Origin of the sequence: Paraburkholderia sp. J67 (assembly GCF_905220265.1) — a bacterium.
In the GTDB taxonomy this organism is placed as follows: domain Bacteria; phylum Pseudomonadota; class Gammaproteobacteria; order Burkholderiales; family Burkholderiaceae; genus Paraburkholderia.
This window is the reverse complement of the sequence record NZ_CAJMZK010000008.1, coordinates 1-26,756: the sequence shown is the minus strand read 5'-3', so window position 1 is coordinate 26,756 and position 26,756 is coordinate 1. Positions and strand designations below refer to the sequence as shown.

21 protein-coding genes are annotated in these 26,756 nt (G+C 65.3%); 15 read left to right on the top strand and 6 right to left on the bottom strand.

Annotated features, from left to right (window positions below; all coding sequences use genetic code 11):
• The first annotated feature begins 192 nt into the window (after positions 1 to 192).
• Both U5782_RS16825 and U5782_RS16820 read left to right on the top strand, forming a co-directional pair.
• Positions 193 to 1,665 carry a circularly permuted type 2 ATP-grasp protein gene (locus U5782_RS16825; RefSeq protein ID WP_322044989.1) on the top strand — a complete coding sequence of 491 codons (1,473 nt, stop codon included), beginning with the start codon at positions 193 to 195 and terminating at the stop codon, positions 1,663 to 1,665.
• Positions 1,666 to 1,753: 88 nt separating this feature from the next.
• On the top strand, positions 1,754 to 2,749 hold the full coding sequence (locus tag U5782_RS16820) for an alpha-E domain-containing protein (protein WP_322044988.1): 996 nt from the start codon (positions 1,754 to 1,756) through the stop codon (positions 2,747 to 2,749).
• Here U5782_RS16820 and U5782_RS16815 read toward each other — a convergent pair.
• A complete protein-coding gene (locus U5782_RS16815) occupies positions 2,681 to 3,835 on the bottom strand; it encodes a putative zinc-binding metallopeptidase (RefSeq protein WP_322044987.1) in 1,155 nt (384 codons plus the stop codon). The two genes, U5782_RS16820 and U5782_RS16815, sit on opposite strands and share 69 nt — an antisense overlap.
• 215 nt (positions 3,836 to 4,050) lie before the next feature.
• Between U5782_RS16815 and U5782_RS16810 the strand changes: the two genes are divergently transcribed.
• The 3 genes from U5782_RS16810 to U5782_RS16800 all read left to right on the top strand — a co-directional run bounded on the left by U5782_RS16810 (position 4,051) and on the right by U5782_RS16800 (position 11,153).
• Entirely contained in the window at positions 4,051 to 7,548 is a 3,498-nt protein-coding gene (locus tag U5782_RS16810; protein ID WP_322044986.1) for a transglutaminase family protein, read from the top strand.
• Between the two features lie 66 nt (positions 7,549 to 7,614).
• Positions 7,615 to 10,272 (top strand): circularly permuted type 2 ATP-grasp protein, encoded by a 2,658-nt coding sequence (locus U5782_RS16805; protein WP_322044985.1) that lies wholly within the window; start codon positions 7,615 to 7,617, stop codon positions 10,270 to 10,272.
• Positions 10,269 to 11,153, top strand: a complete 885-nt coding sequence (locus tag U5782_RS16800) for a transglutaminase family protein (RefSeq protein ID WP_322044984.1) — start codon at positions 10,269 to 10,271, stop codon at positions 11,151 to 11,153. Before U5782_RS16805 ends, U5782_RS16800 begins: the two co-directional genes overlap by 4 nt.
• Here U5782_RS16800 and U5782_RS16795 read toward each other — a convergent pair.
• The gene (locus U5782_RS16795) at positions 11,140 to 11,544 is read right to left on the bottom strand and encodes a hypothetical protein (RefSeq protein WP_322044983.1); all 405 of its coding nucleotides are present in this window, start codon (positions 11,542 to 11,544) and stop codon (positions 11,140 to 11,142) included. The genes U5782_RS16800 and U5782_RS16795 overlap by 14 nt on opposite strands.
• A 241-nt stretch (positions 11,545 to 11,785) precedes the next feature.
• Here U5782_RS16795 and U5782_RS16790 point away from each other — a divergent pair, with 241 nt between their 5' ends.
• Both U5782_RS16790 and U5782_RS16785 read left to right on the top strand, forming a co-directional pair.
• Positions 11,786 to 12,172 carry a transglycosylase SLT domain-containing protein gene (locus U5782_RS16790; RefSeq protein WP_322044982.1) on the top strand — a complete coding sequence of 129 codons (387 nt, stop codon included), beginning with the start codon at positions 11,786 to 11,788 and terminating at the stop codon, positions 12,170 to 12,172.
• Positions 12,173 to 12,677: 505 nt separating this feature from the next.
• On the top strand, positions 12,678 to 12,902 hold the full coding sequence (locus U5782_RS16785; protein ID WP_322044981.1) for a hypothetical protein: 225 nt from the start codon (positions 12,678 to 12,680) through the stop codon (positions 12,900 to 12,902).
• 94 nt (positions 12,903 to 12,996) lie between these two features.
• On the opposite strand, the gene U5782_RS16780 is transcribed toward U5782_RS16785, so the two are convergent.
• Positions 12,997 to 13,407, bottom strand: coding sequence for a hypothetical protein (locus U5782_RS16780; protein WP_322044980.1), 411 nt, complete (start codon positions 13,405 to 13,407; stop codon positions 12,997 to 12,999).
• Positions 13,408 to 13,780: 373 nt separating this feature from the next.
• Between U5782_RS16780 and U5782_RS16775 the strand changes: the two genes are divergently transcribed.
• Complete coding sequence (locus U5782_RS16775) at positions 13,781 to 14,269, top strand: cupin domain-containing protein (RefSeq protein ID WP_322044979.1); 489 nt, start codon at positions 13,781 to 13,783, stop codon at positions 14,267 to 14,269.
• 57 nt (positions 14,270 to 14,326) lie between these two features.
• On the opposite strand, the gene katG is transcribed toward U5782_RS16775, so the two are convergent.
• Entirely contained in the window at positions 14,327 to 16,501 is a 2,175-nt protein-coding gene (katG, locus tag U5782_RS16770; RefSeq protein WP_322044978.1) for a catalase/peroxidase HPI, read from the bottom strand.
• Positions 16,502 to 16,887: 386 nt separating this feature from the next.
• On the opposite strand from katG, the gene U5782_RS16765 reads away from it, so the two are divergent.
• Genes U5782_RS16765 through U5782_RS16750 form a run of 4 tightly spaced genes read left to right on the top strand, consistent with a single transcriptional unit; the run spans position 16,888 to position 21,025 of the window.
• Positions 16,888 to 17,964, top strand: coding sequence for an LLM class flavin-dependent oxidoreductase (locus U5782_RS16765; RefSeq protein ID WP_322044977.1), 1,077 nt, complete (start codon positions 16,888 to 16,890; stop codon positions 17,962 to 17,964).
• Between the two features lie 27 nt (positions 17,965 to 17,991).
• The gene (locus U5782_RS16760; protein WP_322044976.1) at positions 17,992 to 18,810 is read left to right on the top strand and encodes a class II aldolase/adducin family protein; all 819 of its coding nucleotides are present in this window, start codon (positions 17,992 to 17,994) and stop codon (positions 18,808 to 18,810) included.
• A complete protein-coding gene (locus U5782_RS16755) occupies positions 18,810 to 19,418 on the top strand; it encodes a cysteine dioxygenase (protein WP_322044975.1) in 609 nt (202 codons plus the stop codon). Before U5782_RS16760 ends, U5782_RS16755 begins: the two co-directional genes overlap by 1 nt.
• A complete protein-coding gene (locus U5782_RS16750; RefSeq protein ID WP_322044974.1) occupies positions 19,415 to 21,025 on the top strand; it encodes a rhodanese-related sulfurtransferase in 1,611 nt (536 codons plus the stop codon). The genes U5782_RS16755 and U5782_RS16750 overlap by 4 nt, the downstream gene beginning before the upstream one ends.
• Before the next feature lie 33 nt (positions 21,026 to 21,058).
• Here U5782_RS16750 and U5782_RS16745 read toward each other — a convergent pair whose 3' ends face one another.
• On the bottom strand, positions 21,059 to 21,970 hold the full coding sequence (locus U5782_RS16745; RefSeq protein WP_322044973.1) for a LysR family transcriptional regulator: 912 nt from the start codon (positions 21,968 to 21,970) through the stop codon (positions 21,059 to 21,061).
• A gap of 242 nt (positions 21,971 to 22,212) precedes the next feature.
• On the opposite strand from U5782_RS16745, the gene U5782_RS16740 reads away from it, so the two are divergent.
• Genes U5782_RS16740 through U5782_RS16730 form a run of 3 tightly spaced genes read left to right on the top strand, consistent with a single transcriptional unit; the run spans position 22,213 to position 25,598 of the window.
• The gene (locus U5782_RS16740; protein ID WP_322044972.1) at positions 22,213 to 23,190 is read left to right on the top strand and encodes an ABC transporter substrate-binding protein; all 978 of its coding nucleotides are present in this window, start codon (positions 22,213 to 22,215) and stop codon (positions 23,188 to 23,190) included.
• 32 nt (positions 23,191 to 23,222) lie between these two features.
• Positions 23,223 to 24,488 carry an acyl-CoA dehydrogenase family protein gene (locus U5782_RS16735; RefSeq protein ID WP_322044971.1) on the top strand — a complete coding sequence of 422 codons (1,266 nt, stop codon included), beginning with the start codon at positions 23,223 to 23,225 and terminating at the stop codon, positions 24,486 to 24,488.
• Between the two features lie 12 nt (positions 24,489 to 24,500).
• Positions 24,501 to 25,598: an LLM class flavin-dependent oxidoreductase gene (locus U5782_RS16730; protein ID WP_322044970.1), complete on the top strand. Its 1,098-nt coding sequence runs from the start codon at positions 24,501 to 24,503 to the stop codon at positions 25,596 to 25,598.
• Positions 25,599 to 25,656: 58 nt separating this feature from the next.
• Here the strand turns inward: U5782_RS16730 and U5782_RS16725 are convergent, their stop codons facing one another.
• Positions 25,657 to 26,703 (bottom strand): ABC transporter substrate-binding protein, encoded by a 1,047-nt coding sequence (locus U5782_RS16725; RefSeq protein WP_322045228.1) that lies wholly within the window; start codon positions 26,701 to 26,703, stop codon positions 25,657 to 25,659.
• Positions 26,704 to 26,756 lie beyond the last annotated feature (53 nt).

Sequence of the window (26,756 nt, the reverse complement as noted above, 5' to 3'; positions counted from 1 at the left end):
ACGCGTGCCGCGCACCGATGTTCCGATCCGGCGAATCCGCTGACGCAGATAAAAACGCCATTCAACGGCGTGCGTCGACGACATTCAGGCGTCACCGATCGAGAGCAGCACGCTTGCGCGCAACGAGCCAACGCTGGTCAGGGCACAATCTGCCAGACACAGTCGACGGAAGCAGCGAACGGAAGAACGGATATGACGCAAACATTCTTCAACGAGATGTTCGAGTACGGGGAGTTCGATGTTCGGGGCGTGGCGGCCAAGGCATTTGCCGATACTGGCGAGCCGCGCGCGCACTATCGAGAGTTCTTCGCGTGGATGCGCGCCCAGAGCGAGCATCAGATGCACAAGAAGCGCGCGGAAGCCGATACGATCTTTCGGCGCGTGGGTATCACGTTCGCCGTGTATGGCGAGAAGGATGTGACTGGCGCGGGCACCGAGCGCACCATTCCCTTCGACGTGATCCCGCGCATCTTCCAGCGCGAGGAATGGGCGAAGCTGGAACGCGGTCTGCGCCAGCGCGTGAATGCGCTCAATCGCTTCATCCACGACATCTATCACGATCAGGAGATCGTGCGAGCCGGCATCATTCCCGCCGAGCAAATACTTCGCAATGCGCAGTATCGGCCGGAGATGCAGGGCGTCAACGTTGCGCGCGACATCTACGCGCATATCGCCGGCATCGATATCGTGCGCGCGGGCGAGGGCGAGTTCTACGTGCTCGAAGACAATTTGCGCGTGCCCTCGGGCGTCTCGTACATGCTGGAAAACCGCAAGATGATGATGCGGCTCTTTCCCGACCTGTTCGTGCGCAATCGCATCGCGCCCGTCGCGCACTACCCCGACCTGCTGCTCGACACCTTGCGCGCCGCCGCGCCCGCGGGAACGGATAATCCCACGGTCGTGCTGCTCACGCCGGGCATGTACAACTCGGCTTATTTCGAGCACGCGTTTCTCGCGCAGCAAATGGGCATCGAGCTGGTCGAAGGCCAGGATCTGTTCGTCGAGAACGATCACCTCTACATGCGCACGACCCAGGGCCCGCAGCGCGTGGACGTCATCTACCGGCGCGTCGACGACGATTTCCTCGACCCGCTCGCGTTCCGCCCGGATTCGACGCTCGGCGCGGCGGGTCTGATGAACGTCTATCGCAAGGGCAACGTCACGCTCTGCAACGCAGTAGGCACCGGCGTCGCCGACGACAAGTCGATTTACCCCTACGTGCCCGACATGGTGCGCTTCTATCTGGGCGAAGAGCCGTTGCTGAACAACGTGCCCACGTGGATGTGCCGCAAGCCCGACGATCTGCGCTACGTGCTCGATCATCTGCCGGAGCTGGTCGTCAAGGAAACGCACGGCGCGGGCGGCTACGGCATGCTGATCGGGCCGGCGGCGACGCGCGCGGAGATCGAAGACTTCCGCGCGGCGCTCGTGGCGAACCCGGACAAGTACATCGCCCAGCCCACGCTCTCGCTGTCCACCTGCCCCACCTGGGTCGAAAGCGGCATCGCGCCACGCCACATCGATCTGCGGCCGTTCGTGCTGTCGGGTCAGGAAGTGCGAATGGTGCCGGGTGGCCTCACGCGCGTTGCGCTGCGCGAAGGTTCGCTGGTCGTCAATTCGTCCCAGGGTGGCGGGACGAAAGATACCTGGGTGCTGGAGCGATAACCGCCCGCATGCCACACATCAATCTGCAATCCGAACGATCGAACCGCTTCACATTGCACGCACGCGCCCACGCCAAACCGGAGGCCTCATGCTGAGCCGCACTGCCGAACATCTGTTCTGGATGACCCGCCACACGGCGCGTGCCGATCATCTCGCGCGTCTGCTAGACGCGCAGTATCAGCGCTCGTTGCTGCCGGCGCACGAAGCGCCGGGCGAGGACAGCGCGCAAGGCTGGCTCGCGATCCTGTCGATCGTGGGTCTCACCGATCACTATCGAGAGCACTACGGACTTCCGCAGCACGGCATCGAGCGCAATGAACTGATCGCGTATCTGGGCGCCGACATGGCGAATCCCTCGTCGATCGTCAGCAGCCTGCGTTTTGCGCGCGAAAATGCGCGCGCGGTGCGCAGTTGCGTGAGCGCCGAGCTGTGGGAGTCGCTCAACGCCACGTGGCTCGACGTGCAGCGCCTGCTCGCGGATGGTCTGCACGAGCACGATCCGTACGCCTTCTTCGAATGGGTCAAGCAGCGCCTGCATCTCGCGCGCGGCGTGCAACTGGCCGCCCCGGTGCAAAACGAGACCGCCGAATTCCTGCGCCTGGGCGCCTGCGTGGAGCGCGCCGATCATATGGCGCGCACGCTCGAAGCGCATTGCGAGCTGCTGGAGCCGCCTCGCGCCGGAAAAAGCTTCGACTATCACGGCGCGAACGCGCTGCTGCAAGCCGTCTCGGCACTCGACGCCTATCGCGAGGTCTATCGCGACGCCATCGCGCCCGCCCGCATCGCCGCGCTGTTGATCCAGTGCCAGGACTGGCCCGGCTCGCTTGCCGCGAGTCTGGAGGAAATCCGCCGCATCGCCGTGCGCCTGCGCAACGGGCAATCGGTGCAGACCGAGCGCCTCGCGCTACAGCTGTGCGACGAGGTGCGGCAGGCGCCGCTTGCGCAATGGCTCACGGCCGCCCAGCCCGGCGAGCTGCGCAGCTGGCTGGGCGCGCTGATCGCGCGCGTGAACGATCTATCGCGGCGGGTCGGCCGGGATCTCGTGCGCCCCGCCATCCCCGAGCCGATCGCGGCCGCCGCCTGAGGCGAGCGCATCGTCAGCGCCTCGTGCCGCCGCCGAAATGACGCGATGAACAAAACGCAATTTGTCGATGACGGGCGAAGCCAGCGTGAACGGGTAGCCGTCCGGCATGCCGAGGCTACGGTTCAGGCTGTTGAGCGCATAGGTCAGCGGAAACCAGCGTGCCATCAGGCTGTCGAAGCTCGCTTCGTCGACTGGCGTCTGATCGGTAAGCACCGGCTCGTCGGGACTCGCGGGCAAGAGCGTGAGGCCGCAGGCCGCCGCCGTGTCCACCGTATCGACGATATGCAGATAGTGCGCCCACGTCTCCGCCCAGTCTTCCCACGGATGGACCGATGCGTAAGCGCTCACGTGGCGCTCGGCCCAGTCCGGGGCGGGGCCGTTGGCGTAGTGCGTGGCGAGCGCCTCGGCATAGTCGGCGCGTTCGTCGCCGAAACACTGCCGGAACGGTTCGAGCCAGCGCGTGCCCGCCACCAGACGGTCGAAATAGTAATGGCCGACCTCGTGCCGGAAATGGCCGAGCAAGGTGCGATAGGGCTCGTGCAGCGAGACGCGCGTGGTTTCGCGGTGCGCGTCGTCCGCTTCGGCGATGTTCATGGTGATGAGGCCGTGATCGTGGCCGGTCAGGACCGCCTGGCCGTCGGCCATGTCTTCGAGGAACTCGAACTGCAAGCCGTGTTCGGGGTCTTCGGCGCGCGTGACCAGCGGCAGGCCGAGCGCGCCCAGCGTGTAGAGCAGCCGCCGCTTGGACGTTTCCAGCCGATACCAGTAGAGGCGATTCTCCGCGCGCGTGAGATTGGGGATCGTGCGCGTGAACTGGCAGGCGCGGCACAGCGTGTCGTTCGCGTGCGCCTCGTCGTCGGGGATCATGCCATTGCAGACGTTTTCCAGCGCGTAGTTGTTACATTGCCGAAAGAGTGCGCCCGGCGTCTGCGGATGCAGGCTGCGCCAGCGTCCGTCGCCCGCGTCCTCGAAGGCGTGCATGTCGCCGCTTTGCGGCACGTAGCCGAGCCGGGAATTGCAGCGCTCGCAGCGCTCGTTCTCGAAGAACACCAGTTGATTGCAGTGGTCGCAGTGAAACGTCTTCATGGCCGCTTTCCTGTCGCTTCTGTAGTGGGTGCGCAAAGCCAGTCGATCGCACAAATCGCTCAAGCCGCTCAAATCGCTCAAGCAGCAGAAGCACGCCGCGTGCCGCGCCACGCAAATGCGCGCGCTGTCATACGCGCCACTCGCGCCGTGCGCATCATGTACACGCGCCCTGCGCGTTTCCAATCATTTCATCCCTGTCGAACGAGGAGTCGGGTGTGTCCATCCGTGTCGCGTTAAACCATGTCACGCAGTATCGCTATGACCGGCTCGTGCATCTTGCACCCCACGTGGTGCGGCTGCGCCCCGCTCCGCATTGCCGCACGCCCATCCTCTCGTACTCGATGCGCGTGGAGCCCGCCGATCATTTTGTGAACTGGCAGCAGGACCCGTTCGCCAACTATCAGGCCCGCCTCGCCTTCCCCGAGCCAACGCGCGAGTTCCGCGTCACGGTCGACCTGGTGGCGGAGATGGCCGTCTACAACCCGTTCGACTTCTTCCTGGAGCCGAGCGCCGAGCGCTTTCCGTTCGCCTACTCGCCCGAGCTTGCCACCGAACTCGCGCCCTATCTCGTGCGCAGCGCGCCGACGCCGCGCTTCGCGGAATTCGTCGAGTCGATCGACCGCACGCCGCGCCGCACGATCGACTTCCTCGTCGAATTGAACCAGCGGCTGCAACACGACATCAGCTACCTCATCCGCATGGAGCCGGGCGTGCAGACGCCCGAAGAGACGCTGGAAAAGGGTTCGGGCTCGTGCCGCGACACCGGCTGGCTGCTGGTGCAAACGCTGCGTCAACTGGGTCTGGCGGCGCGTTTCGTCTCGGGCTACCTGCTCCAGCTCACGCCCGACGTCAAGGCGATCGACGGCCCGCAAGGCGCCGAAGCCGATTTCACCGACCTGCACGCCTGGTGCGAAGTCTATCTGCCGGGCGCGGGCTGGATCGGCCTCGATCCCACCTCGGGCCTGCTCGCGGGCGAAGGGCATATCCCCGTCGCCTGCACGCCGGAGCCGGGCAGCGCCGCGCCGATCTCGGGCTCGCTCGACGATTGCGAGGTCGAGTTCTCGCACTCCATGACCATCACGCGCGTGCAGGAAACGCCGCGCGTGACCCTGCCGTACACCGACGAGCAATGGGAGCGGATGCAGGCGATGGGCGACCAGGTGGACGCCGCGCTGGTCGCAGCGGACGTGCGCCTGACGATGGGCGGCGAGCCGACCTTCGTGGCCGCCAGCGACCGCGACGCGCCCGAATGGAACACCGACGCGCTCGGCCCGACCAAACGCCGCTACGCCATCTCGCTGATGGACAAGCTGCGCGCGCGCTACGGCGCGCTCGGCTTCCTGCATATCGGCCAAGGGAAGTGGTATCCGGGCGAGCAATTGCCGCGCTGGGCACTGTCGCTGTTCTGGCGCGCGGACGGCGAGCCGTGCTGGCACGATCCGTCACTCTTCGCCGACGAGCGCAGCAGCACACATCACTCGGCCGCTGACGCGCAGCGCTTCATCGCGCATCTCGCGACGAAGCTCGCGGTCGACCCGAAGCATGTGCAAACCGGCTACGAGGACACCTGGTACTACCTGTGGCGCGAACGCCGCCTGCCGGTGAACGTCGACCCGTTCGACTCGCGCCTTGAGGACGAGATGGAGCGCCTGCGCCTGCGCCGCGTGTTCGACTCGGGCCTCGACGCGGTTACGGGCTACGTGCTGCCGCTCGCGCCCACGGCTTCACAGCCGTCCTCGCAGCCCGCCTTGCAAGGGCCGCGCTGGGTGAGCGGCCCGTGGTTCTTCCGCGACGAACGCATGTATCTGATCCCCGGCGATTCGCCGATGGGCTACCGGTTGCCGCTCGACTCGCTGCCGTGGGTCTCCGCCGCCGACTATCCGTGGCAGCACACGCGCGATCCGTTCGCCGCCCAGGCGCCGCTGCGCAGCGCCGCCGAATTGCGCATGCAATATCGCGGCGAAGGCGTGCAGGCTGATACCGCCGCACAGGGCGCCGCACAGGCTGCAAGCGCGGCGACCGCTGCGGCCGCCGCCCTCGCCACGGGCGACGCCGATGCCGCGAGCGCCACGAGCCGATTCCCCGCGCGCGGCGAATCGGCGGCGTGGATCCACCGCACCGCGCTGTGCGTCGAGGTACGCGACCCCGCGCGCGCCGCCGGCCCGCAAGCCGAGGCGGCTGCTTTCGGCAAGGCCCAGGGCCAGCTTCACGTCTTCATGCCGCCGCTCGCCGAACTCGACGACTATCTCGACCTGCTCGCGGCCGTCGAAGCGACCGCAGCCGATCTCGCGCTGCCCGTGGTGATCGAAGGCTATCCGCCGCCGCGCGATCCGCGCCTGAAGACGCTGCAAGTCACGCCCGACCCCGGCGTGATCGAGGTGAACATCCACCCCTCGGCGAACTGGGGCGAACTGGTCGAGCGCACCGAATTCCTCTACCAGGCCGCGCACGAGACCGCGCTGTCCACCGAGAAGTTCATGCTCGACGGACGCCACACCGGCACCGGCGGAGGCAATCACCTCGTGCTCGGCGGCGCGACGCCCGCCGACAGCCCCTTCCTGCGCCGCCCCGATCTGCTCGCAAGCCTCGTGGCCTACTGGCACAACCATCCGTCGCTGTCCTATCTGTTCTCGGGCCTCTTCATCGGCCCGACCAGCCAGGCGCCGCGCGTGGACGAAGCGCGCAACGATCAGGTCTACGAACTCGAAATCGCCTTTGCCGAGATCCAGCGCCAGGTCGATCTGCTGCAAGGCTACGGCGCGTCGCAACAGGCCGACAGCGGCGCGCGCGTGCCGCCCTGGCTGATCGATCGCGCGCTGCGCAACATCCTCATCGACGTGACCGGCAACACGCACCGCGCCGAGTTCTGCATCGACAAGCTCTACTCGCCCGATGGCCCGACCGGGCGTCTCGGCCTGCTGGAATTGCGCGGCTTCGAAATGCCGCCGCACGCACGCATGAGCCTCGCGCAGCAACTGCTGCTGCGCGCCCTCGTCGCGCGCTTCTGGAAGACGCCCTACACGCAGCGCCTCACGCGCTGGGGCACGGCGCTGCACGACCGCTTCATGCTCTCGACCTTCGTGCGCATGGACTTCGACGACGTGCTGGCCGAAACGGCGGAAGCCGGCTTCGCGCTCGACGCGGCCTGGTTCGCGCCGCACTTCGAGTTCCGCTTCCCGCTGGTCGGCGAGTTGCACACGAGCGGCATCGCGCTCACGCTGCGTCACGGTCTCGAACCGTGGCACGTGATGGGCGAGGAAGGCTCGGCGGGCACCACGGTGCGGTTCGTCGATTCGTCGGTGGAAAGGATCGAGGTGAGCGTGCTCGGCATCAACGAGAGCCGCCATCTCGTCACCGTGAACGGTCACGCGCTGCCTCTCCAGCCCACCGGCCGCGCGGGCGAGAGCGTGGCGGGCGTGCGCTATCGCGCATGGCAGCAGTCTTCGTCGCTGCACCCGACCATCGGCGTGCATGCGCCGCTCACGATCGACATCGTCGACACCTGGAGTGGCCGCGCGATCGGCGGATGCCAGTATCATGTTGCCCATCCGGGCGGGCGCAGTTACGAGACCTTCCCGGTCAACGCCTACGAGGCCGAAAGCCGGCGTCGGTCGCGCTTCTTCACGACCGGGCACACGCCCGGCCAGGTCGACGCCGCCCAACCGAAGCGCAGCCTCGAATTTCCGTTCACGCTGGATCTGCGGCAGCCCTGACGCCCACGCCGCTCACCACTCAGCCTCACTGCGAACGCGCCCCGACGACGGGCGCGCCACACCATTTTGCCGACTCAGACCACCCTGCCGTTCGATGTGCCGTTCGACGCCGCCGCCCACGACGAAGAGGCGCGCGCGCCGCTGCGCACCCTACCGGTGCGCAGCGGGCACTGGGACGAACTGAGCGCGCCGGACGGCGTGTTGCGCGAGCCGTGGCAGCAGTTCTTCGGCTTGCTCGACAAGGCGGGCGTGGCGGGTCTGGACGGCGCGGTCGCCTCGGTGGCGCGCCAGGTCCGCGAAAACGACATCACCTACAACGTCTACGCCGATCGCGGCGGGCCGCGTCCGTGGTCGCTGGACCTGCTGCCGCTCATCATCGGCGAGGACGAATGGGCGCAGATCGAGCGCGGCGTGGCGCAGCGCGCGCGCCTGCTCAACGAGATCGTCGCCGATGTGTACGGGCCGCAAACGCTGCTCGCTCGCGGCCTGCTGCCGCCCGCGCTGGTGTTCGGCCACCCCGGCTACCTGCGGGCTGTGAAAGGCTTCGTGCCGCCCGACCGCCAGTATCTACAGATCGTGGCGCTTGATCTCGCGCGCTCGCCCGCCGGCCAGTGGACGGTGGTCTCGCACCGCACGGAAGCGCCCTCCGGGCTCGGCTATCTGCTGGAAAACCGGCTGATCGTCTCAAGCCTGTTCGCCGAGCCGTTTCGCGCGATGCGCGTGCACCGGCTCGCGCCGTCGTACTCGCAACTCGTCGCGACGCTCGCGGCCGCCGCGCGGGCGCTGATGCGCGACGATGAAAGCGGCGCGTCGCCACATATCGTCCTGCTCACGCCGGGACCGTTCAGCGAGACCTATTTCGAGCACGTCTTCCTCGCCCGCTACCTCGGCCTCACGCTGGTCGAGGGCAAGGATCTGACCGTGCGCAACGACATGCTGTACCTCAAGACCCTGGGCGGCCTGGAGCGCGTACATGCCGTGCTGCGACGGCTCGACGACGTGTTCTGCGACCCCGTCGAGTTGCGCGCCGATTCGACCATCGGCGTGCCGGGCCTGCTCCAGGTGATGCGCGCGGGCAACGTCATGGTCTCCAACGTGCCGGGAGCCGGTTTCGCCGAATCGCCCGCGCTGCACGGCTTCATGCCCGCGATGGCGCAAGCGCTGCTCGGCGAGCCGCTCGCGCTGCCGGGCGTGCCGACCTGGTGGTGCGGCGAGGAAGCCGCCTGGCAGGACGCACAGGCGCAATTGAGCGAAGGGCTGCTGGTGCCGACCTGGCCGCGCAGCCATCGTGCGCCCGCCACGCAGCAGGACAAAACCGGCTCGGCGCCCGGACTCGCGGCCGGTCCGCAATCGCTCGCCGACTGGCAGGCGAGCATCGAACAGTTGCCCGACGCCTTCACGGTCCAGCAGCCGCTGCGCTACAGCTACACGCCGCGCTATGAGAGCGGCGCGGCCGTGCTCGGCGCGCGTCCCGCCGTGCTGCGCGTCTACGCCATCGCCGACCCGCAATGCGGCTGGCGCGTGCTGCCCGGCGGCTTCACGCGCCTCGCGGCCGAGCATCAGGAATCGGTGTCGATGCAAACGGGCGGCAGCAGCGTGGACACCTGGGTGCTGTCGAGCCAGCCCGGCACGGCCTTCTCCCTGCTGCCCCGGCCGATGCAACCGGGCGACCTGCGCCGCGAGCGCCGCCGCGTGCCGAGTCGCGCCGCCGAAAACCTGTTCTGGGCCGGCCGCTACGGCGAGCGCGCCGAGAACGGCGTGCGCCTGTGCCGCCTGATTCTCGGCTCGCTCGAAGGCAGCGACGCCGCCGAATTGTCCGGCACCTTCATCGAACTGGCCGCCGCGAGCGGCCTCGTGCCGAAAGCCGAAGGCGAAGTGCGCCGCGGGCTCGACGCCTTCGAGCGCGCGCTGGTGGCCAACCTGCACGAAAGCGCGGGCACGGCCAGCATCGGCCAGACGCTTGCCAGCCAGGCGTATGCCTGCGGCGAAATTCGCGGCAGGCTGTCGAGCGATCATTGGCGCAACGTGCTGGCCTCGCGCAACGACTTCCGCGACGCACTGCAAGCGCTGTCGCTCTCGCCGTCGCCCACCCGCCAGGACGCCGCCACGCCGCTGCGCCGGCCCACGCCCTACGACCGCATGGCGCTGATCCGCGCGCTCGATGCGCTGACGACGCAACTGAGCGCGATCAGCGGCTGCCAGGGCGACCGCATGACCCGCGACGAAGCGTGGCGCCTGCTGTTCGCGGGCCGCCACATCGAGCGTGTCGCCGCGATGGCCACGATGCTGCGCATCGCCGCGCAGGAGCGCACGCTCGCGACGCCCGCGGGCTTCGACGTGCTGCTGCAACTGTTCGACAGCACCCTCACCTATCGCTCGCTGTACCCTGGACGCCTCGAAGTGCCTGCCCTGCTCGACCTGATCGTGACGGACCCGACCAATCCGCGCGGCCTCTACGGCGTGTACGACCGCTTGCGCACGCGCCTCGACGAAATCGCCCAGGCCGCAGGCGGCCCGCGCCGCGAACCGTTCGCCTCGCAACTCGCGCCCATCGAGGCGCTGCCCACGCTGGAAACGCTCTGCGAGCCCGGCGACGACGACCGCTATCCCGCGCTCGTCGCCTTGTGCGACAGCCTGGCCGCGCGCATGGCCGCGACCTCGAACGAAATCAGCGCGCGCTGGTTCAGCCACGCCACGCCGCCCGCCGCGCAGGTGTGGTCATGAGCGGCACGCGCCTCGCGGTGACGCACCGCACGACCTATCGCTATTCGACGCCGGTCGAGACCGCGCAGCATCTCGCCACGATCCAGCCGCTCGAATTGCCGTGGCAGCGCGTGCTCGCGCATCGCTCGGAGATCGAACCCGCGCCTTCTTATCAGACGAGCCGGTGTGACGCTTTTGGTAACGAGGTGCTGTATTTCTCGTTCGATGCGCCGCACGATCATCTGCAAATGACGAGCGAGACGACGGTGTTGCTCGCACCGCGCTACGCGTCGCTCGATGTGGCCGCGACGCCTGCGTGGGAAAGCGTCGCGCATGCGTTGCGTTACGAAGTGGGCGGTGCATTTCATGCGGAGTCCGAATTTTGTTTCGCTTCGCCAAATATCGCGTTATTGCCTGCGTTGCGGACTTACGGGCTCGAGAGCTTCGAACCTGGCGTGAGTGTGCTGGAAGGCGCGATCGATCTGATGCATCGCATTCATGCGGACTTCACCTACCAGCCGAGCGCGACGGCCTTCGACACGCCTGCTGCGCGGGCGTTCGAGTTGCGGCATGGGGTCTGCCAGGATTTCGCGCAGGTGATGATCGGCTGCCTGCGCTCGATCGGGCTCGCGGCGCGCTATGTGAGCGGCTATCTGCGCAATGATCCGCCAGCAGGCGCGCCGCCGATGATCGGCGCGGATGCATCGCATGCGTGGGTGTCGCTGTTCGTGCCGTCGGTGGGCTGGGTCGACCTCGATCCGACCAATGACGTGTTAGCCGATCAAGGGCATGTGACGCTGGCGATTGGCCGTGATTACACCGATGTGTCGCTGCTGCGCGGGGTGATTCTGGGTGGGGGGGCGCATCAGGTGGATGTTGGGGTGCATGTCAGGGCGGAGTGAGGGGCTTGGCGGCGTTACGCGACTGACACAACAGCCGACCAATAGCGGCCCGCTGGAACGCTTGCGCGATCAGCACTAGCGAAGCCGCCCTGGATGGCGCGGCATGCGCGTGCCGGTTCGCCCGATTCTGCTGGAGTGCCTTTACGCAGTCGTGCAAGTCTTCCGGGCTGGGAACAAACCGCAGTTGGCCGCGCTTGCTCGCGCGTTCAAATTCCTCGATCACTTGATGGGCGGCCATGTATCCCGGCGCCGACGCACAGGTGCCAAACAGCTTCCTCCTTTCAGGCACCGCGCGCAAATCGTCGCTCTCGCCCGGTGGCGCGCGCTGCAACACGTTCCCCGTGAGGAAGGCGAGCCGTGCAATCCGCATGGCCTCAGCGATATCGTCCACTTCCTCGCGCGTGATTTCCGTAAAGTGCTGACCGGTTGCGCATGCGTAGTGTCGCGCGGGATCGAACGTTAGCGGATGCTTGATGCTCTGATAGATCGACGTAGACGGGTCATAACAATCGCACGGCTTGAGAGGCGGCGTATTCAGGACGCAAAAGATAAGTCTTGTTTGACAGGGAACAGATTGCGTATCGCCATTTCGCGATAGTTTGGCAGCTCCATCAAAATCAGGAGATAAGTCAATGATCGTTGTTCATGCGCGTACGCATCATCCCATCCATGCCCAAAAGGGAAAATGGCAAGAAAAATCCGTCAGCGTTGTTCCATTGAATTCGCAATTCGCACTTCGGGAAGCGATGCAAAAAGAAGGCGTTTCGTCGGCGGATTACAACGATCTTTTATGGATCATGGCCCAGGAATCGGCGGGTATCGTCAATGCCAGAAACCACGGCTCATCCGCGCGCGGTCTGTTCCAGTTACTCCACGCGCAATACGAATTAAACCCGCACGGTGAGGCCTCATTCGGTGACCCAGTAGAAGAATGCCAAGGCGGAATACGCTACATTTACGGGCGCTATCACACCGCTCGCCGTGCGCGCGACTTCTGGAAAAGCCATCTTTGGTACTAATGCCATGCGCAAGCCTTCGTTAGCCGTTGCTTTTCTTTTCCTGTGCGCGGCGTCAGGTGTCGCCCACGCGCAGCAAGTGCCGAAGTTCGAGGATTGCCCGTCAACACTCCAGGCACACCACCGCCCCCCGCGCCTGACGTTTGACGCGCGGTCGCGCAAGTACCGTAGTGCAATACGCGAAGCCTCTAACGGCCCCGTCAATTTCGCCGGTCGTTACATTCTTGCACAATGGGGGTGCGGGTCCGGTTGCGTCATGGCGGCAGCGATAGACACGAAAAGCGGTCACGTTACATCTCTACCGTTCACCGTCTCGGACTGGCCGCTAGACGTGTCTGAGCCGCTATCCTATCGCGCGAATAGCTGTCTGCTATCCGTCCAGGGGAGTCGCAACGAAAGCAGTGACCACGGTACTTATTGGTACACGTTCGACGGCAAAGCGTTCCGGTTGCTCGCTACCGTTGCGCAGACATCCCACTAAACCGAACTGCTATAGGGAGAACAAACGATGATGGACAATCAGACGGCGACGGACGATGAACCGATCGCCCCGCTTTTATCGCTATCGGTGACGGAGTTTTGTGAACGTTACCGTCTGACGAAAACGACGTATTTCCAGATGCGCAAGCGTGGCGAAGGCCCGGAAGAAATCCGCATCGGCTCGCGTATGATCCGCATCACCGAGACGGCGGCGGTGCAATGGGTACAAGACAGGACGGCGCCGAAAAGTTAACAGCCCGACTCGGTGTTTACAACGACTTCCTGCCCAGAAAGCAAAAATAGCGTTCGGGCCTAGCTGAACGGTATTACCGCTGAGCGGGGCATTTTTACCAGTACGCCATTTCTGCGAGGTCATTTAGAAATTGATTCTGATTCTTCCTGATATCGTAGACACATTGCGCATAGAGAGCCGGAAACATTGAGCCATCGTGTTCCACTTTCCATTTGGCACCGGCGTTTCTCTGCAACTCGCAATATTGAATACCTCGATCTTGAGATTTCATGTACTCTTCAAGCAATTTTTCATGAATATTTCCATTTGGAATCGTTGTGAGTATGCTCTTGAACAATCTCTGATTATCCAAAATTAAATCATTGATCAGGTCTTGGTAGCATTGATCATCACCGCTTCCGCCACCAAGATGCTTCAGACATACTGGATCCGTTTTTGCGATCGACACTGAGCAAAGAAAAAAATAGATTAAAGATAAGACGGTCTGTAATTTAGCGTGACGCATCGTGGACTCTCGATGCAATGAAACGCACCTCGGCGGACGTTCTTTGCTCTCCGCTTATAAAAATATCTGCCATCACGACTCCCTCATATTTTTCGGAGATTTCAGGCTACTCCGCATTCGTGAACGGTGTCATTGAAAAACGTCAAACTCTGACTATCGCCAAGGTGACATCAGGCAGATACGCATTGCGCATGACTGGCGGCAGCGCTATCCATTAGCGCCCTTGCGCGCGGGCAGTCCCAGTTCGATTTCAACAATTGTTCGTTAGACATTGCGCGAATCACAAACTCGTGACGGGGAGCAATACGGTTGGCCGACGGAAGACGCAACCGCCTGTGCAATACTGAAGCCCAACTTCCACCGGAGACACCCCATGCCACGCCCCAGCTTTATCAAGCATTGGACCGAGCTAGAGGAAACCGAAGCCGGTCACTACAACGGCGACACTGAACTGATGGGCTTAGACGCCCCATTAGCCCAAAAGCTCGGCCTCACACGCATCGGCATTCATCACGTGCGACTGTTGCCGGGACGCCGGACCTCGTACCCGCATGCGGAAAGCGCGGAAGAAGAGTTCGTGTACGTGCTGGAAGGTACGCCCGACGCGTGGATCGACGGCCATCTGCACCGCCTGAAACCCGGCGATTCCGTGGCCTTTCCCGCTGGCACAGGTATCTGCCACACCTTCCTGAACAATACCGCTGAGGAAGTGCGCTTGATGGTGATTGGCGAGACGCCGAAAGAAGAGAATCGCATTCGCTATCCGCTGAATGCGACCTATGAAGCGACGCGTCAAGACAGATGGACCGACTGGCCGGAGAGGCCAATCGGTCCGCATGACGGTAAGACGAAAAGCGAGTGATAAAGCGTATTAAACGTGAGGCCGGGGCATGAATGACAATCCAACCCCGGCCCAGATTTAACTCAAATCGAAACGATCGAGATTCATCACCTTCGTCCAGGCCGCCACGAAATCCTTGACGAACTTTTCCTTCGCATCGCCGCTGGCATAGACCTCCGCCAGCGCACGCAGCACGGCGTTCGAACCGAACACCAGATCGGCACGCGTACCCGTGTACTTCACTTCGCCGCTCTTGCGGTCACGCCCTTCGAACACTTCGGCCGATGCATCCGTCGGCTTCCAGACCGTGCCCATATCGAGCAGGTTCACGAAGAAGTCATTGCTCAGCACGCCCACCTGTTCGGTCAACACACCGTGGCGGCTGCCATCGAAATTGGCGCCCAGCGCGCGCAAACCGCCGATCAGCACAGTCAACTCCGGCGCGGTCAGCGTCAGCAGTTGTGCCTTGTCGATCAACTGGGTTTCGGTCGACGGGCCGTCCTGCACGCGACGATAGTTGCGGAAGCCATCGGCAAGCGGTTCGAGCACGCCGACCGACTCGACATCGGTTTGATCCTGGCGGGCATCCACGCGGCCCGCCGCGAACGGCACGTCGACCTTCACACCCGCCGCCGCAGCAGCCTGCTCGACGCCGACCACGCCAGCCAGCACGATCACATCGGCGAGCGAGGCCTTGCCCGATGCCTGCTGGATCGCCTGCAGATTCGGCAGCACGCTAACCGCCAGCTTGTTGACTTCCCAGTCCTTCTGCGGTGCCAGCGCGATTCGCGCGCCATTGGCGCCGCCACGCTTGTCGCCGCCACGGAACGTCGATGCCGATGCCCACGCCACCGAAACCAGTTCGCTAACCGAAAGCCCCGATGCCGCAATCTTCGCTTTCAGATCGGCGATATCGGCCGCGTTCGGCTGATGCACCGCCGCGGGCAGCGGGTCCTGCCACAGCAGATCTTCCGACGGCACTTCCGGCCCCAGGTAACGCGCCTTCGGCCCCATATCGCGGTGGGTCAGCTTGAACCACGCGCGCGCGAACGCTTCGCTAAAGGCCTGCGGATCGTTGAGGAAGCGGCGCGAAATCTTTTCGAATGCCGGATCGAAGCGCAGCGTGAGGTCGGTGACCAGCATGGTCGGCTTGCGCTTTTTCGACGGGTCGAACGGATCGGGAATGATCTCCGGTGCATCCTTCGCTTCGAACTGGATCGCGCCCGCCGGGCTGCGCGTTTGCACCCAGTCGTACTTGAACAGATTCTCGAAGAAGTGGTTGCTCCACTGGGTCGGCGTCTGCGTCCAGACCACTTCCAGACCGGAGGTGATCGCATCGGCGCCCGCGCCCTGGCCGTAGCTGCTGGTCCAGCCAAGACCTTGCGTCTCCAGCGACGAGGCTTCCGGGTCCGTGCCCACGTGTTCGGCCGAGCCCGCGCCGTGGGTCTTGCCGAGCGTATGACCACCCGCGATCAGCGCGACGATTTCCTCGTCGTCCATCGCCATGTTGCCAAACGTCGCGCGAATCGCCGGCGCCGCCGACACCGGGTCGCCGCTCGCATCCGGGCCTTCCGGGTTCACGTAGATCAGGCCCATTTCCGTGGCCGAGAGCGGATTCTTCGCGAGGGTCTCCGGGTTGCGGTGCGTGAGCCACTTTTTCTCGTCGCCCCAGTTCACATCCTGGTCCGGCTCCCACACATCCTCGCGGCCAGCGGCAAAACCGAAGGTGCGAAAACCCGCGTTCTCCAGCGCCACGTTACCCGCGAGCACGATCAGATCGGCCCACGAAATCTTCTGGCCGTACTTCTGCTTGACCGGCCATAGCAGGCGGCGCGCCTTGTCGAGGCTGACGTTATCCGGCCACGAATTGAGCGGCGCAAAGCGCTGCTGGCCGCGACCGGCGCCGCCGCGGCCGTCGATCATCCGGTACGTGCCCGCGCTGTGCCACGCCATGCGGATAAAGAGGCCCGCGTAGCTGCCCCAGTCGGCCGGCCACCAGTCCTGCGAGTCGGTCAGTACCGTCTTGAGGTCGGCCTTGAGCGCGCTGTAATCGAGCCTCTTGAATTCGGCGCGATAGTCGAAGCTTTCGCCGAGCGGATTCGAGCGGTTGGAATGCTGGTTCAGCAGATCAACGCGCAACTGTTTGGGCCACCAGTCGAGGTTCGCGGTGCCGCCGCCGGCGACCGGCTTCGTAGCGGCATGGAACGGACATTTGGCTTCATCGGGCGTAGGTGTATCGATGGGCGTACTCATGTGGACTCCATTCGCGTGGGGGAAAACGCCCTAATATAGCCGTTACCGATGACACGCCCCAATTGAACGCTCCTATACCGCCGATAGGCGTACCGGCCCCGCATTCAGGTCTCGCCGGATTCTCCCCGTGCATGGCATAAGCCGCGCACGACGATCGCACCGATATTGTCGCGCCGCACCATCCGACGCAGCAGCGTCAATACCCGCAACATCGCAGATGGCCAAGGTGAGCGCGCCGCCTCACATGATGCTTGTGTGGAATATTTATACGTATTCAATATTTAAGTCTCGCATAGCGCGATGCTAGTCTGCTCGTACCCGAGACGCCCTCGGACACGTCCAATCTGTTTCGCGGGACGGCCTGCGCCGTCCTTCAAGGAGCCAGCATGAGCATCGAATTCATCGGGATGATCCAGCAGCGCAAGGTGTCGGAAACGCACCTCGCCGCTGGCCCCGCGATCGACGTCGACTACGTCCGCGACTTCGCGCAGGCGCATGAGCGCGCGGGCTTCGACCGCATCCTCGTGCCGCATAGCTCGAGCAGCCCCGATGCCACCCTGACCATCGCCTACGCCGCGAGCGTGACCTCGCGTGTGCACTTCATGCTCGCGCACCGCCCTGGCTTCGTGTCGCCGACGCTTGCCGCTCGCCAGATCGCCACGCTCGATCACTTCTCAGGCGGGCGCCTCGCCGTGCACTTCATCTCGGGCGGCAGCGACACCGACCAGCGCCGTGACGGCGATTTTCTGAGCCACGACGAGCGTTACGCGCGCACGGACGAATACCTCGAAGTCCTCAAACGCGTCTGGACCGAAGACAAGCCGTTCGATCACACGGGCCGCTTCTACCGCTTCGAGCAGGCGTTTTCGGAAGTCAAGCCGCGCCAGCAGCCGCATGTGCCGATCTACTTTGGCGGCGCGTCCGAAGCGGCGCTCGCAGTCGCGGGCAAGCACGCGGACGTCTATGCGCTGTGGGGCGAATCGAAACAGGGCGTAGCCGATCTGATCGCCCGCGTGCGCACCGAAGCGGCGAAGCATGGCCGCAACGTGCGCTTCTCCGTGTCGTTCCGGCCGATCCTCGCCGATACCGAAAAAGCCGCGTGGGAACGCGCCGAACACATCCTCGACGAAACGCGCCGTCTACGCGTGGCTCAGGGGCTCGACAAGGGCGGCCCGCTCGAAAGCGAAGGCGCACGCCGCCTGCTCGCCGCAGGCGGTGACGGCGTGCGCGCCGACGACCGCTTGTGGACCGCGGTCGCGAAGGAGATCGGCGGCCGCTCGAATTCCACGGCACTCGTGGGCACGCCCGAGCAGGTCGCGCAAACCCTCGCCGAATACCACGAGATCGGCGTGAGCACGTTCCTGATCCGCGGCTTCGATCCGCTCGAAGACGCCGTCGATTATGGCCGCGTGCTGATCCCCGCCACGCGTGAGCTGACGAGCCGCGTGCGCGCCGCAGCATAACCACGCCAAGCCCAAACAAGGAGCGACATGAGCGCGACCCTCCTCACCGATGCCCCGCGTGCGGACTTCCGCCACGCGCCCGTCCGCAAGTTCTGGTTCGACGATGAAGCCGAGCCCGCGCGCACGCTCGCCGAAGAGCGCCGCTACCGCCAGGCGCGCCTCGCGGGTGCGTTCCGCCTGTTCGCGCGCTACGGCTTCGATCAGGGCCTGGCGGGCCATATCACCGCGCGCGACCCCGAGTGGCACGATCACTTCTGGGTCAATCCGCTGGGCCTGCATTTCGGGCGCATTCGCGTGTCCGATCTGCTGCTCGTGAACCGGCACGGCGAGATCGTCGTGGGCGAAGGCCCCGTGAATCAGGCCGCGTTCGCGATTCACGCGGCGATCCACGAAGCGCATCCCGATGTGGTCGCCGCCGCGCACACGCATTCGCTCTATGGCAAGGCATGGTCCACGCTCGGCCGCACGCTCGATCCGCTAACCCAGGATTCGTGCGCGTTTTACGAAGACCATGCGCTGTTCGACGACTTTCGCGGCGTGGTGCTCGATACCGACGAAGGCGCGCGAATCGCGCAGGCGCTCGGAGAACGCAAGGCCGTCATCCTGAAGAATCACGGCATCCTCACGGCGGGGCCGAGCGTCGAAGCGGCCGCATGGTGGTACATCGCGCTCGACAACGCCTGCCACGCGCAACTGCTCGCCGAGGCCGCAGGCACGCCGCAGCGCATCCCGCACGATATCGCGACGCTCACGCATGGCCAGGTGGGACGCCCCGGGGGGGCGCGTCATGCATTCGAGAGCCTTTATGCAGGACTCGTCGCAAGCGAACCGGACCTGCTCGACTGATGGCGATTCGTAAACTTCGCCGCTTTGTCGGCACCATCGCGGAACTGGTCGAACGTCAGCCGAAAGGATTTTCAAAGGAATCCGAACTGATCGCCGATGGGCTCGACGCATTGCGCGAACTCGTGAGCGAGGACGACTGGCTGCCCGAGGCCTACGCGGTGCCTTCCCCCGAGCGCTATCAGCAATATCTGCTGCATGCCGACGCGCGCCAGCGCTTTTCGGTCGTCAGCTTCGTCTGGGGGCCGGGCCAGCAGACACCCGTGCACGACCACACGGTCTGGGGTCTCATCGGCGTGCTGCGCGGCGCGGAATACGCCCAGCCCTATACGCGCCACGCCGACGGCAGTTTGCGCGCGCACGGCGCCGAAGTGCGGCTCGGGCGCGGCGCGGTGGAAGCGGTCTCGCCCACGATCGGCGATATCCATCGCGTGCGCAACGCCTACGATGACCGCGTCTCGATCAGCATCCACGTGTATGGCGGCAACATCGGCGCCATCAAGCGCTCGACCTATCCCTCGGACGGTGCGCCCAAGCCCTTTATTTCAGGCTACTCGAACGACGTTCTCCCGAATCTCTGGGACCTCAGCAAGGAATCCATCGCCTCATGAAGTCATTCCCCACGCGCTCGTATCAGGACGTGCGCGACGCCCTGCTCGCCCGCCGCGAAATCGCGCTGCTCGATGTGCGCGAAGAAGACCCGCACGCACAAAGCCATCCGCTGTTCGCCGCGAATCTGCCGCTCGCGAAGATCGAACTCGATGCCTGGACGAAGCTGCCGCGCCGCGATGTGCCCATCGTGCTGCTCGACGATGGCGAAGGCTTCGCCGCGCGCGCGGCCGTGAAGCTCGACGCGCTCGGCTATACCGATGTCGCGCTGCTCGATGGCGGTCTCGCGGGCTGGATTCGCGCGGGCGGCGAGGTGTTTCGCGACGTCAACGTGCCGAGCAAGGCCTTCGGCGAACTGGTCGAAGGCCAGCGGCACACGCCGTCCTTGTCCGCGGAAGAAGTCGAAGCGCTGCTCGCGGGCGACACGCCCGTCGTGGTGCTCGACGCGCGCCGCTTCGACGAATACCAGACCATGAACATTCCCGGCAGCATCAGCGTGCCGGGCGCGGAACTGGCATTGCGCGCCCGCGCGCTCGCGCCGGACCCGGCCACACGCGTGATCGTCAATTGCGCGGGTCGCACGCGCAGCATCATCGGTACGCAGTCGCTCGTCAATGCGGGGCTGCCGAATCCGGTGGCGGCCCTGCGCAATGGCACGATCGGCTGGACGCTCGCGGGCCAGTCGCTCGAACACGGCGCTGCGCGGCAATTCGATGCCGAAGCCGGACGCGATCCTGCCACGCTCGCGCAATCGCGCGAGGCAGCGCACGCACTGGCCGAACGCGCGGGCGTGCGCCGCACGACGCTGGAAGAAGCAGCGCTGTGGTCGAGCGACACATCACGGACTACTTATCGTTTCGATGTGCGTACACCCGCCGAATACGAACGTGGCCACGCGCCGGGTTTCCAGGGTGCGCCGGGCGGTCAGCTCGTGCAGGAAACGGAGATGTTCGCGCCGGTGCGCGGCGCACGCATCGTCCTGTTCGACGACGACGGCGTGCGGGCCAACATGACTGCATCATGGCTCGCACAGATGAACATCGAGGTCTACGTCGTGGACGCCGCAAGCGCCGATGCGCTCAGCGAAACCGGCCCGTGGCGCACCGCCAAACCCGCGCCCGCTTCAACGATTACGGCCATCACGCCCGAAGCACTCGCCGCGCGTCTCGCCGAGCCGGGTCACGGAACGGTGATACTCGATTTCACGTCGAGCGCGAATCACGTCAAGGCGCACATCCCAGGTGCATGGTGGACCTTGCGCTCGCATCTCGCGGCGGGTTTCGACGATCTGCGCGCACTGCCCGATGCAAAGCGTTACGTGGCGGTCTGCATGACGAATGCGCTCGCGCCATTCGCCGCGCCCGAGATCGCTGCGCTCACCGGCAAGCCGGTCGAGGTGCTAGAAGGCGGCACAACGGCATGGCAGCGCGCCGGTCTGCCGATCGAGAACGGGGACGCTCAACTCGCCTCACCGCGCATCGACCGCTACCGCCGTCCCTACGAGGGCACCGACAACGCCCGCGAAGCGATGAACGCGTACCTCGAGTGGGAATACGGGCTCGTCGAACAACTCGGCCGCGACGGCACGCACGGTTTCTTTACGGTCTGAACCTGCGGTTTGAAGCTGCACGGCGCGCGCCGCTCAGGCCGCGCGCGCGACCCGCACCGCCTTGAAGCTGCGCGCGACGCTTTGCGCAAGCACGGCAAGCGCCGATTCCATCTTGCCGATAGCGCGTGAGCGCACGATCCAGACCGCGATTTCCGGCTTGAAATCACTCACCTGCACGATGTCGAGCGCCTCGGCCCAGGCGCTCGCCGCGACGAGCGGCTGCGGCACCAGACCCAGCCCGACACCATCGGCAACAAGGCCCAGTTGCAGTTCGCTGCCGAGCGTCTCCAGATTGAGCTTGAGCGAATGCCCTTGCGCCGCGAGCGCGTGTTGCAGACCCGCCCGAAAACCGCAGCCATCGGGATTAAGCACCCAGCCGTACGACTGGCATTCCGCCAGCGTATGCGCGCGCCGCTTGAGCAGTCCCTTCTTCGAGACGACCGCGAGCTTGAGCGAACCGAGCGACTCGCCCGCGAGTGTTTCCGGCAGCGTGCGATTGGCCGGCAACAGCGCGACGGCAGCATCCAGTTCCCCATCCTCCACTTTCTGCAGCAGCGGCGCCCCCCAACCGGTCGTGACGCGCGCCTGCAACTCTGGATGCGCCTGACGCAAGGCCTGGAGCGCATCGAGCATCGCAATGTCCGCGACGGTCTGCGCAACGCCCAGGCGCAGCACGCCCGCGAGCGGCGCACCGTCGTTGACGAGCTGACGTAGCGCCTCCATCTCGCGCAGGATCGCGCGGCACTGGTCGTACACGGCGCGGCCCATCGGCGTGGTGCGCAGCGGCTTGGTATTGCGGTCGAGCAGCGCGACGCCCAGCGCTTCCTCGAAATTCTGGATGCGCCGCGTGACGGCGGGCTGCGTGAGGTCGAGCCCCTCGGCCGCCTGGCTCAGCGAGGCGCTGCGCACGACGGCGACGAAGGCTTCGATTTCGTCGAGTTTCATGAGTGTTGTTCTATTTCCATGCGAGTGGGTCCATGCGCCGCAGCGTGTCTCGCGCAGCAAAAGTGCCGTCTAGCTTAGCGTCTTTGCGGTCCAGACTTCAAGCATTGCTATTTCACGTATGCATATTTGCATGGAAGAACAATGCGTTTGCCTTATGGTGGCGCGCTCCTTATCGTGTTTATTTCGCTCGGGGCATGCACGCCCCCGGCATCGCCAGATTCTGCCCGATCAAGGATTTCTTCATGCGCCGTCGCTCCGTCCATTCTTCGTCACGTCACGCCCCATTGTCGCGTCTGCGGCATCTGTCGCGCGCCCTGCTGGCGCTCGCCAGCGTGTTTCCGCTGTGCGTGAGCGCGGCCACGCTCAAGGTCGGCGACCAGCAGTTGCAGACGCGCGGTATTCTCGAAGCCTCGGGCCAACTGAAGGAAGTGCCCTACGAGATCCAATGGTTCAACTTCCCGGCTGCGCAGCCGCTTGGTGAGGCCCTCAACGCGGGCGCCATCGACGTGGGCGGACTCGGCGACGCGCCGCTCATCTTCGCCTATGCAGCGGGCGCGAAGATTCGCGCCGTGTCGGCCACACGCTACACGCCGGTTGATCTCGCCATCGTGGTGCCGGGCGCCTCCCCCATCCGCAGCGCCGCCGATCTCAAAGGCAAACGCATCGCCACGACGCGCGGCTCGATCGGCCACTATCTCGCCGTCGCCACGCTGGAGCGTGCGAACCTCAAGCTCACCGACGTCACCTGGTCCTTCATGCAGCCCGCCGATGCGCGCGCCGCGCTCGCCTCCGGCAGTGTCGACGCCTGGGCGACCTGGGACCCCTACGTCGCGCTCTCTGAAGCGCGCGACCATACGCGCAGCGTCGCAAACGGCGTCGGCTTGTCGTCGGGCCTGAGCTTCGAAGCCGCTACCGATACGGCGATCCGCGACAAACATGCCGAGCTGGCCGATTTCCTGCGCCGCGTCGCAGCCGCGCAGCGCTGGGCGCTTTCGCACCCGGCCGAAGTGGCGGCGATCCAGTCGAAGGTGACCGGCCTGCCCGCCGACGTGCTCACGACGGTCTATCAACGCGGCCAATGGCACCCGGTGCCGATCGACGACGGGCTGATCGCCGAACAGCAGCGCACCGCCGACCTCTACCACCGCGCGGACGTGATCCGCACGCGCCTGGACGTCACGCCGAGCTTCAACAAGCAGTTCCCGACCGACGCGCGTTGATCCCGCTGCCCAGAACCGCCACACCTACGCCCATGACCCACCGACCGCCCGACACCCTCCTCGCCGCCGCTCACCAGGACCGCCGGGACATTCAGGACACCGAACGCGATGCCGCCGCCATTGCGGCGCTCGCCGATCTCGACTCGCCAGCCGCCGCCGCATGGCTCGACGAACTGAGCGCCGATTTTGCACGAGGGGCCGCCGCGCTCGACGCCGGCCCGCATTTCCCCCACGACAATCTCGCGCGCCTGCGTCGCGCGGGACTGCTCGCACTGACCGTGCCGCGCGCACTGGGCGGCCACGAAGCCACGCTCGCCCAAAGCCTGCGTGTGGTGCGGGCGATCGCGCGCGGCGAACCCTCCACGGCGCTCATCTTCGTCATGCAGTGCCTCTACCACCTGCGCTTGCAGGCCAATCCGCACTGGCCCACCGCGCTCAAGGAACGGCTCGCACGCGACGCCGTCGAGCACGGCGCGCTGATCAACTCCTTGCGTGTCGAACCGGAACTCGGCTCTCCCTCGCGCGGCGGACTGCCCGCAACGATAGGCCGCCGCGACGGCGAGCGCTGGATCCTCAACGGCCGCAAGCTCTATTCGACCGGGAGCCCCGGGCTCACCTGGTTCGCCGTGTGGGGCCGCACCGACGAAGCGCAGCCGCGCGTAGGCACCTGGCTCGTGCATCGCGACACGCCCGGCATCCGCTTCGGCGCGCCGTGGAATCATCTGGGCATGCGCGCGACGGGCAGCCACGAAGTGATCTTCGAAAACGTCGAAGTCCCGCTCGAACAGGCCGTCGATCTGCAAGCGCCAGGTCCCGCCAACGGCATGGACCCGGTCACGGCGGTCTGGATGAACGTCCTGTTGCCCGCGATCTACGACGGCGTGGCGCGCGCCGCGCGCGACTGGTTCGTCGAGTGGGCCGCGAAGCGCGTGCCATCGGGCCTCGACGCACCGCTCGCGAGCCTCGACCGGTTCCAGCAGACAGTCGGCCGCATCGACGCCCTGCTGCTCGCCAACCGCGTGCTGCTCGACTCAGGCGCGAACGGCAACATCCCGGCTGACGAAGCCCAGACACTCAAATACCTGGTGAGCCGTCATGCGATCGACGCGGTGGAGATCGCGCTCGAAGCCAGCAGCAACCCCGGCCTGAGCCGCGACAACGCGCTGGAGCGCCACTACCGCGACGTGCTGTGCGCGCGCATCCATACGCCGCAGAACGACACCGTGCTCGGCAACCTGGGCCGCGCAGCCTTCGCCGCATTCACGGCACACGCCGATCACCCCGCCCGCGATCAATAGAGGAGCCATGCCATGAGCGTTGAATTTATCGGCTACGTCAGTCATCAGGAGTCCAGTGAAATTCACTTGCCCGAAGGCGCGGCCGTCAATCCACCGTGGATTGCGGCCGTTGCGCAGGCACACGAATATGGCGGCTTCGATCGCGTGCTGATCGCCCATTCGAGCGCCTCGCCCGACGGCCTGCAAATCGCGTCGTTCGTGGCGCACCAGACACGGCGCCTGGGCATCCTGCTCGCGCATCGGCCCGGCTTCATTGCACCGACGCTGGCCGCACGCCAACTGGCGACGCTCGACCACTTCAGCGCGGGCCGCGCCGCCGTGCACATCATCTCGGGCGGCGACGACATCGACCAGCAACGCGACGGCGACTGGCTCACGCACGACGACCGCTATCGCCGTACCGACGAATACCTCGACGTCGTCAAGCGCGCCTGGACCAGCGATACGCCGTTCGATCATGAGGGCGCGTTCTACCGCGTCGCCGGTCATCGCTCGCAGGTCAGACCGCTGCAACAACCGCATCTGCCTGTCTATTTCGGCGGCTCGTCGGAGGCGGCGATTGCCGTGGCGGGCAAACATGCCGATGTGTTCGCGCTGTGGGGCGAATCGCTCGACGCGGTGCGCGAGACGATCGCGCGCGTACGGGCGGCAGCGGCCATCCACGGGCGGGCGCAGCAGATTCGCTTCAGCCTCTCGCTGCGACCGATTCTCGCGCCGACCGAAGACGCCGCCTGGGCGCGCGCCGAGTCGATCCTCGCACGCGCGAAAGATATCGTTGCACGCTCACCTAATTTCACGCGCCGCCCGAAAGACCCGCAGAATGCCGGATCGAAACGACTGCTTGCCGAGGCCGCCAAAGGCGAGGTCGTCGACACGCGACTGTGGACCGGTATCACAGCGCTCACGCGCGCGGCGGGCAATTCCACCGCGCTCGTCGGCACGCCGCAGCAGGTGGCCGACGCGCTGCTCGAGTACCGCAAGCTGGGTGTGTCCACGTTCCTGATACGCGGCTTCGATCCGCTCGAAGATGCACTCGCCTATGGCCGCGAATTGCTGCCGCTCGTGCGGGCGGCCGTCGCGAAGGAAGACGCTGCGCTGCGGGCGGCTTGATATAAGGCTCGCTGCCGCGCTGGCTCGAACTCTCGATGAGCGCGGCAGTCTTCACAAGTTAGGCCAGCACGTCGGCGAACACGCGCGACGCGAAGCGGTTGGAGTCCGTACTCGCGTTGACCACGCCCACGGTCTTGAGATCGTCGGCGTAGAGCGCGATCTCCTTGCGAAACGCGTCGCCCACCGGATGATGGCGATCCGTGTGGCTCTTGAGCATCGCGGTTAGCTGACCCACATCGGCATTCGGCGCATAGGCCGAGAAGACCTTGGCGGCGGCGTCGGGATGGTCCGCCGTCCATTCGGTGGCTTCGAGCAGCGCAGCAGTCAACGCCTGCGCGGTCGCGCGGTCCTTGCGCACCAGCGAGCCGCGCACGCCCAGTACGCAGCACACACGGTTCGCGTATTCACCGCAGAGATTGTTTGACACCTCGTGGAGATGGTCCGATTCGCGCAGCGTCCAGATGGTTGGATCGCCATCGGCAATTGCCTGCACCTCACCCTTTTTGAGCGCTTCGCCTAGCAGAATGGCTGGGTACTGACGCCAGCGCACATCGGCGTCGGGATCGATGCCCAGCTTCTTGAGGGTGATCGCGAAGAAGTTTTTGGCCGGGCTTGCCATGTCGCTCACGCCTACTGTGCGGCCCTTGAGGCCTGGCAGGTCGACGATGCCCGAGCTTTTCGTGGCGAGCAGGCGCATGCAGCCGCCGTGGATGCCCGCCGTGAGCTTCACGTCGAAGCCCTGCTCCAGTGGCTTGATCCAGCGCAGCGCCATGCCCACGCCTGCGTCCGATTTGCCTGTGGCGATCGCTTCTAGCAGTTGGTCTGTCGAGCCTGCGAAGTTTATTAGCTCTACGTTTAGGCCGTGCTTGCTGAAGATGCCCTGGCTCAGCGCTACGGGCACCGGGGCCGTGCAGATCGCTCCGGCGTTCCAGGAGAGTTTCAGCGGTTTCGATGTGTCGGCGGCTTGCGCGCGGGTTGTTGTTAGACCGAGTGATAGGCTGCCCAGGGCTGTGGCGCCCGTCGCTAGCGCGGCTTTTCGAAGCCACTCGCGGCGTAGTGGGGAGGTTGGAGCGCTTTCGGCACCTTGGGGTTTGATTCTATTCATCTGTGTGTTTGGTTCCTGTCGAGAGATTTTTTTTGCTTTGTTTTCGCGGTTTA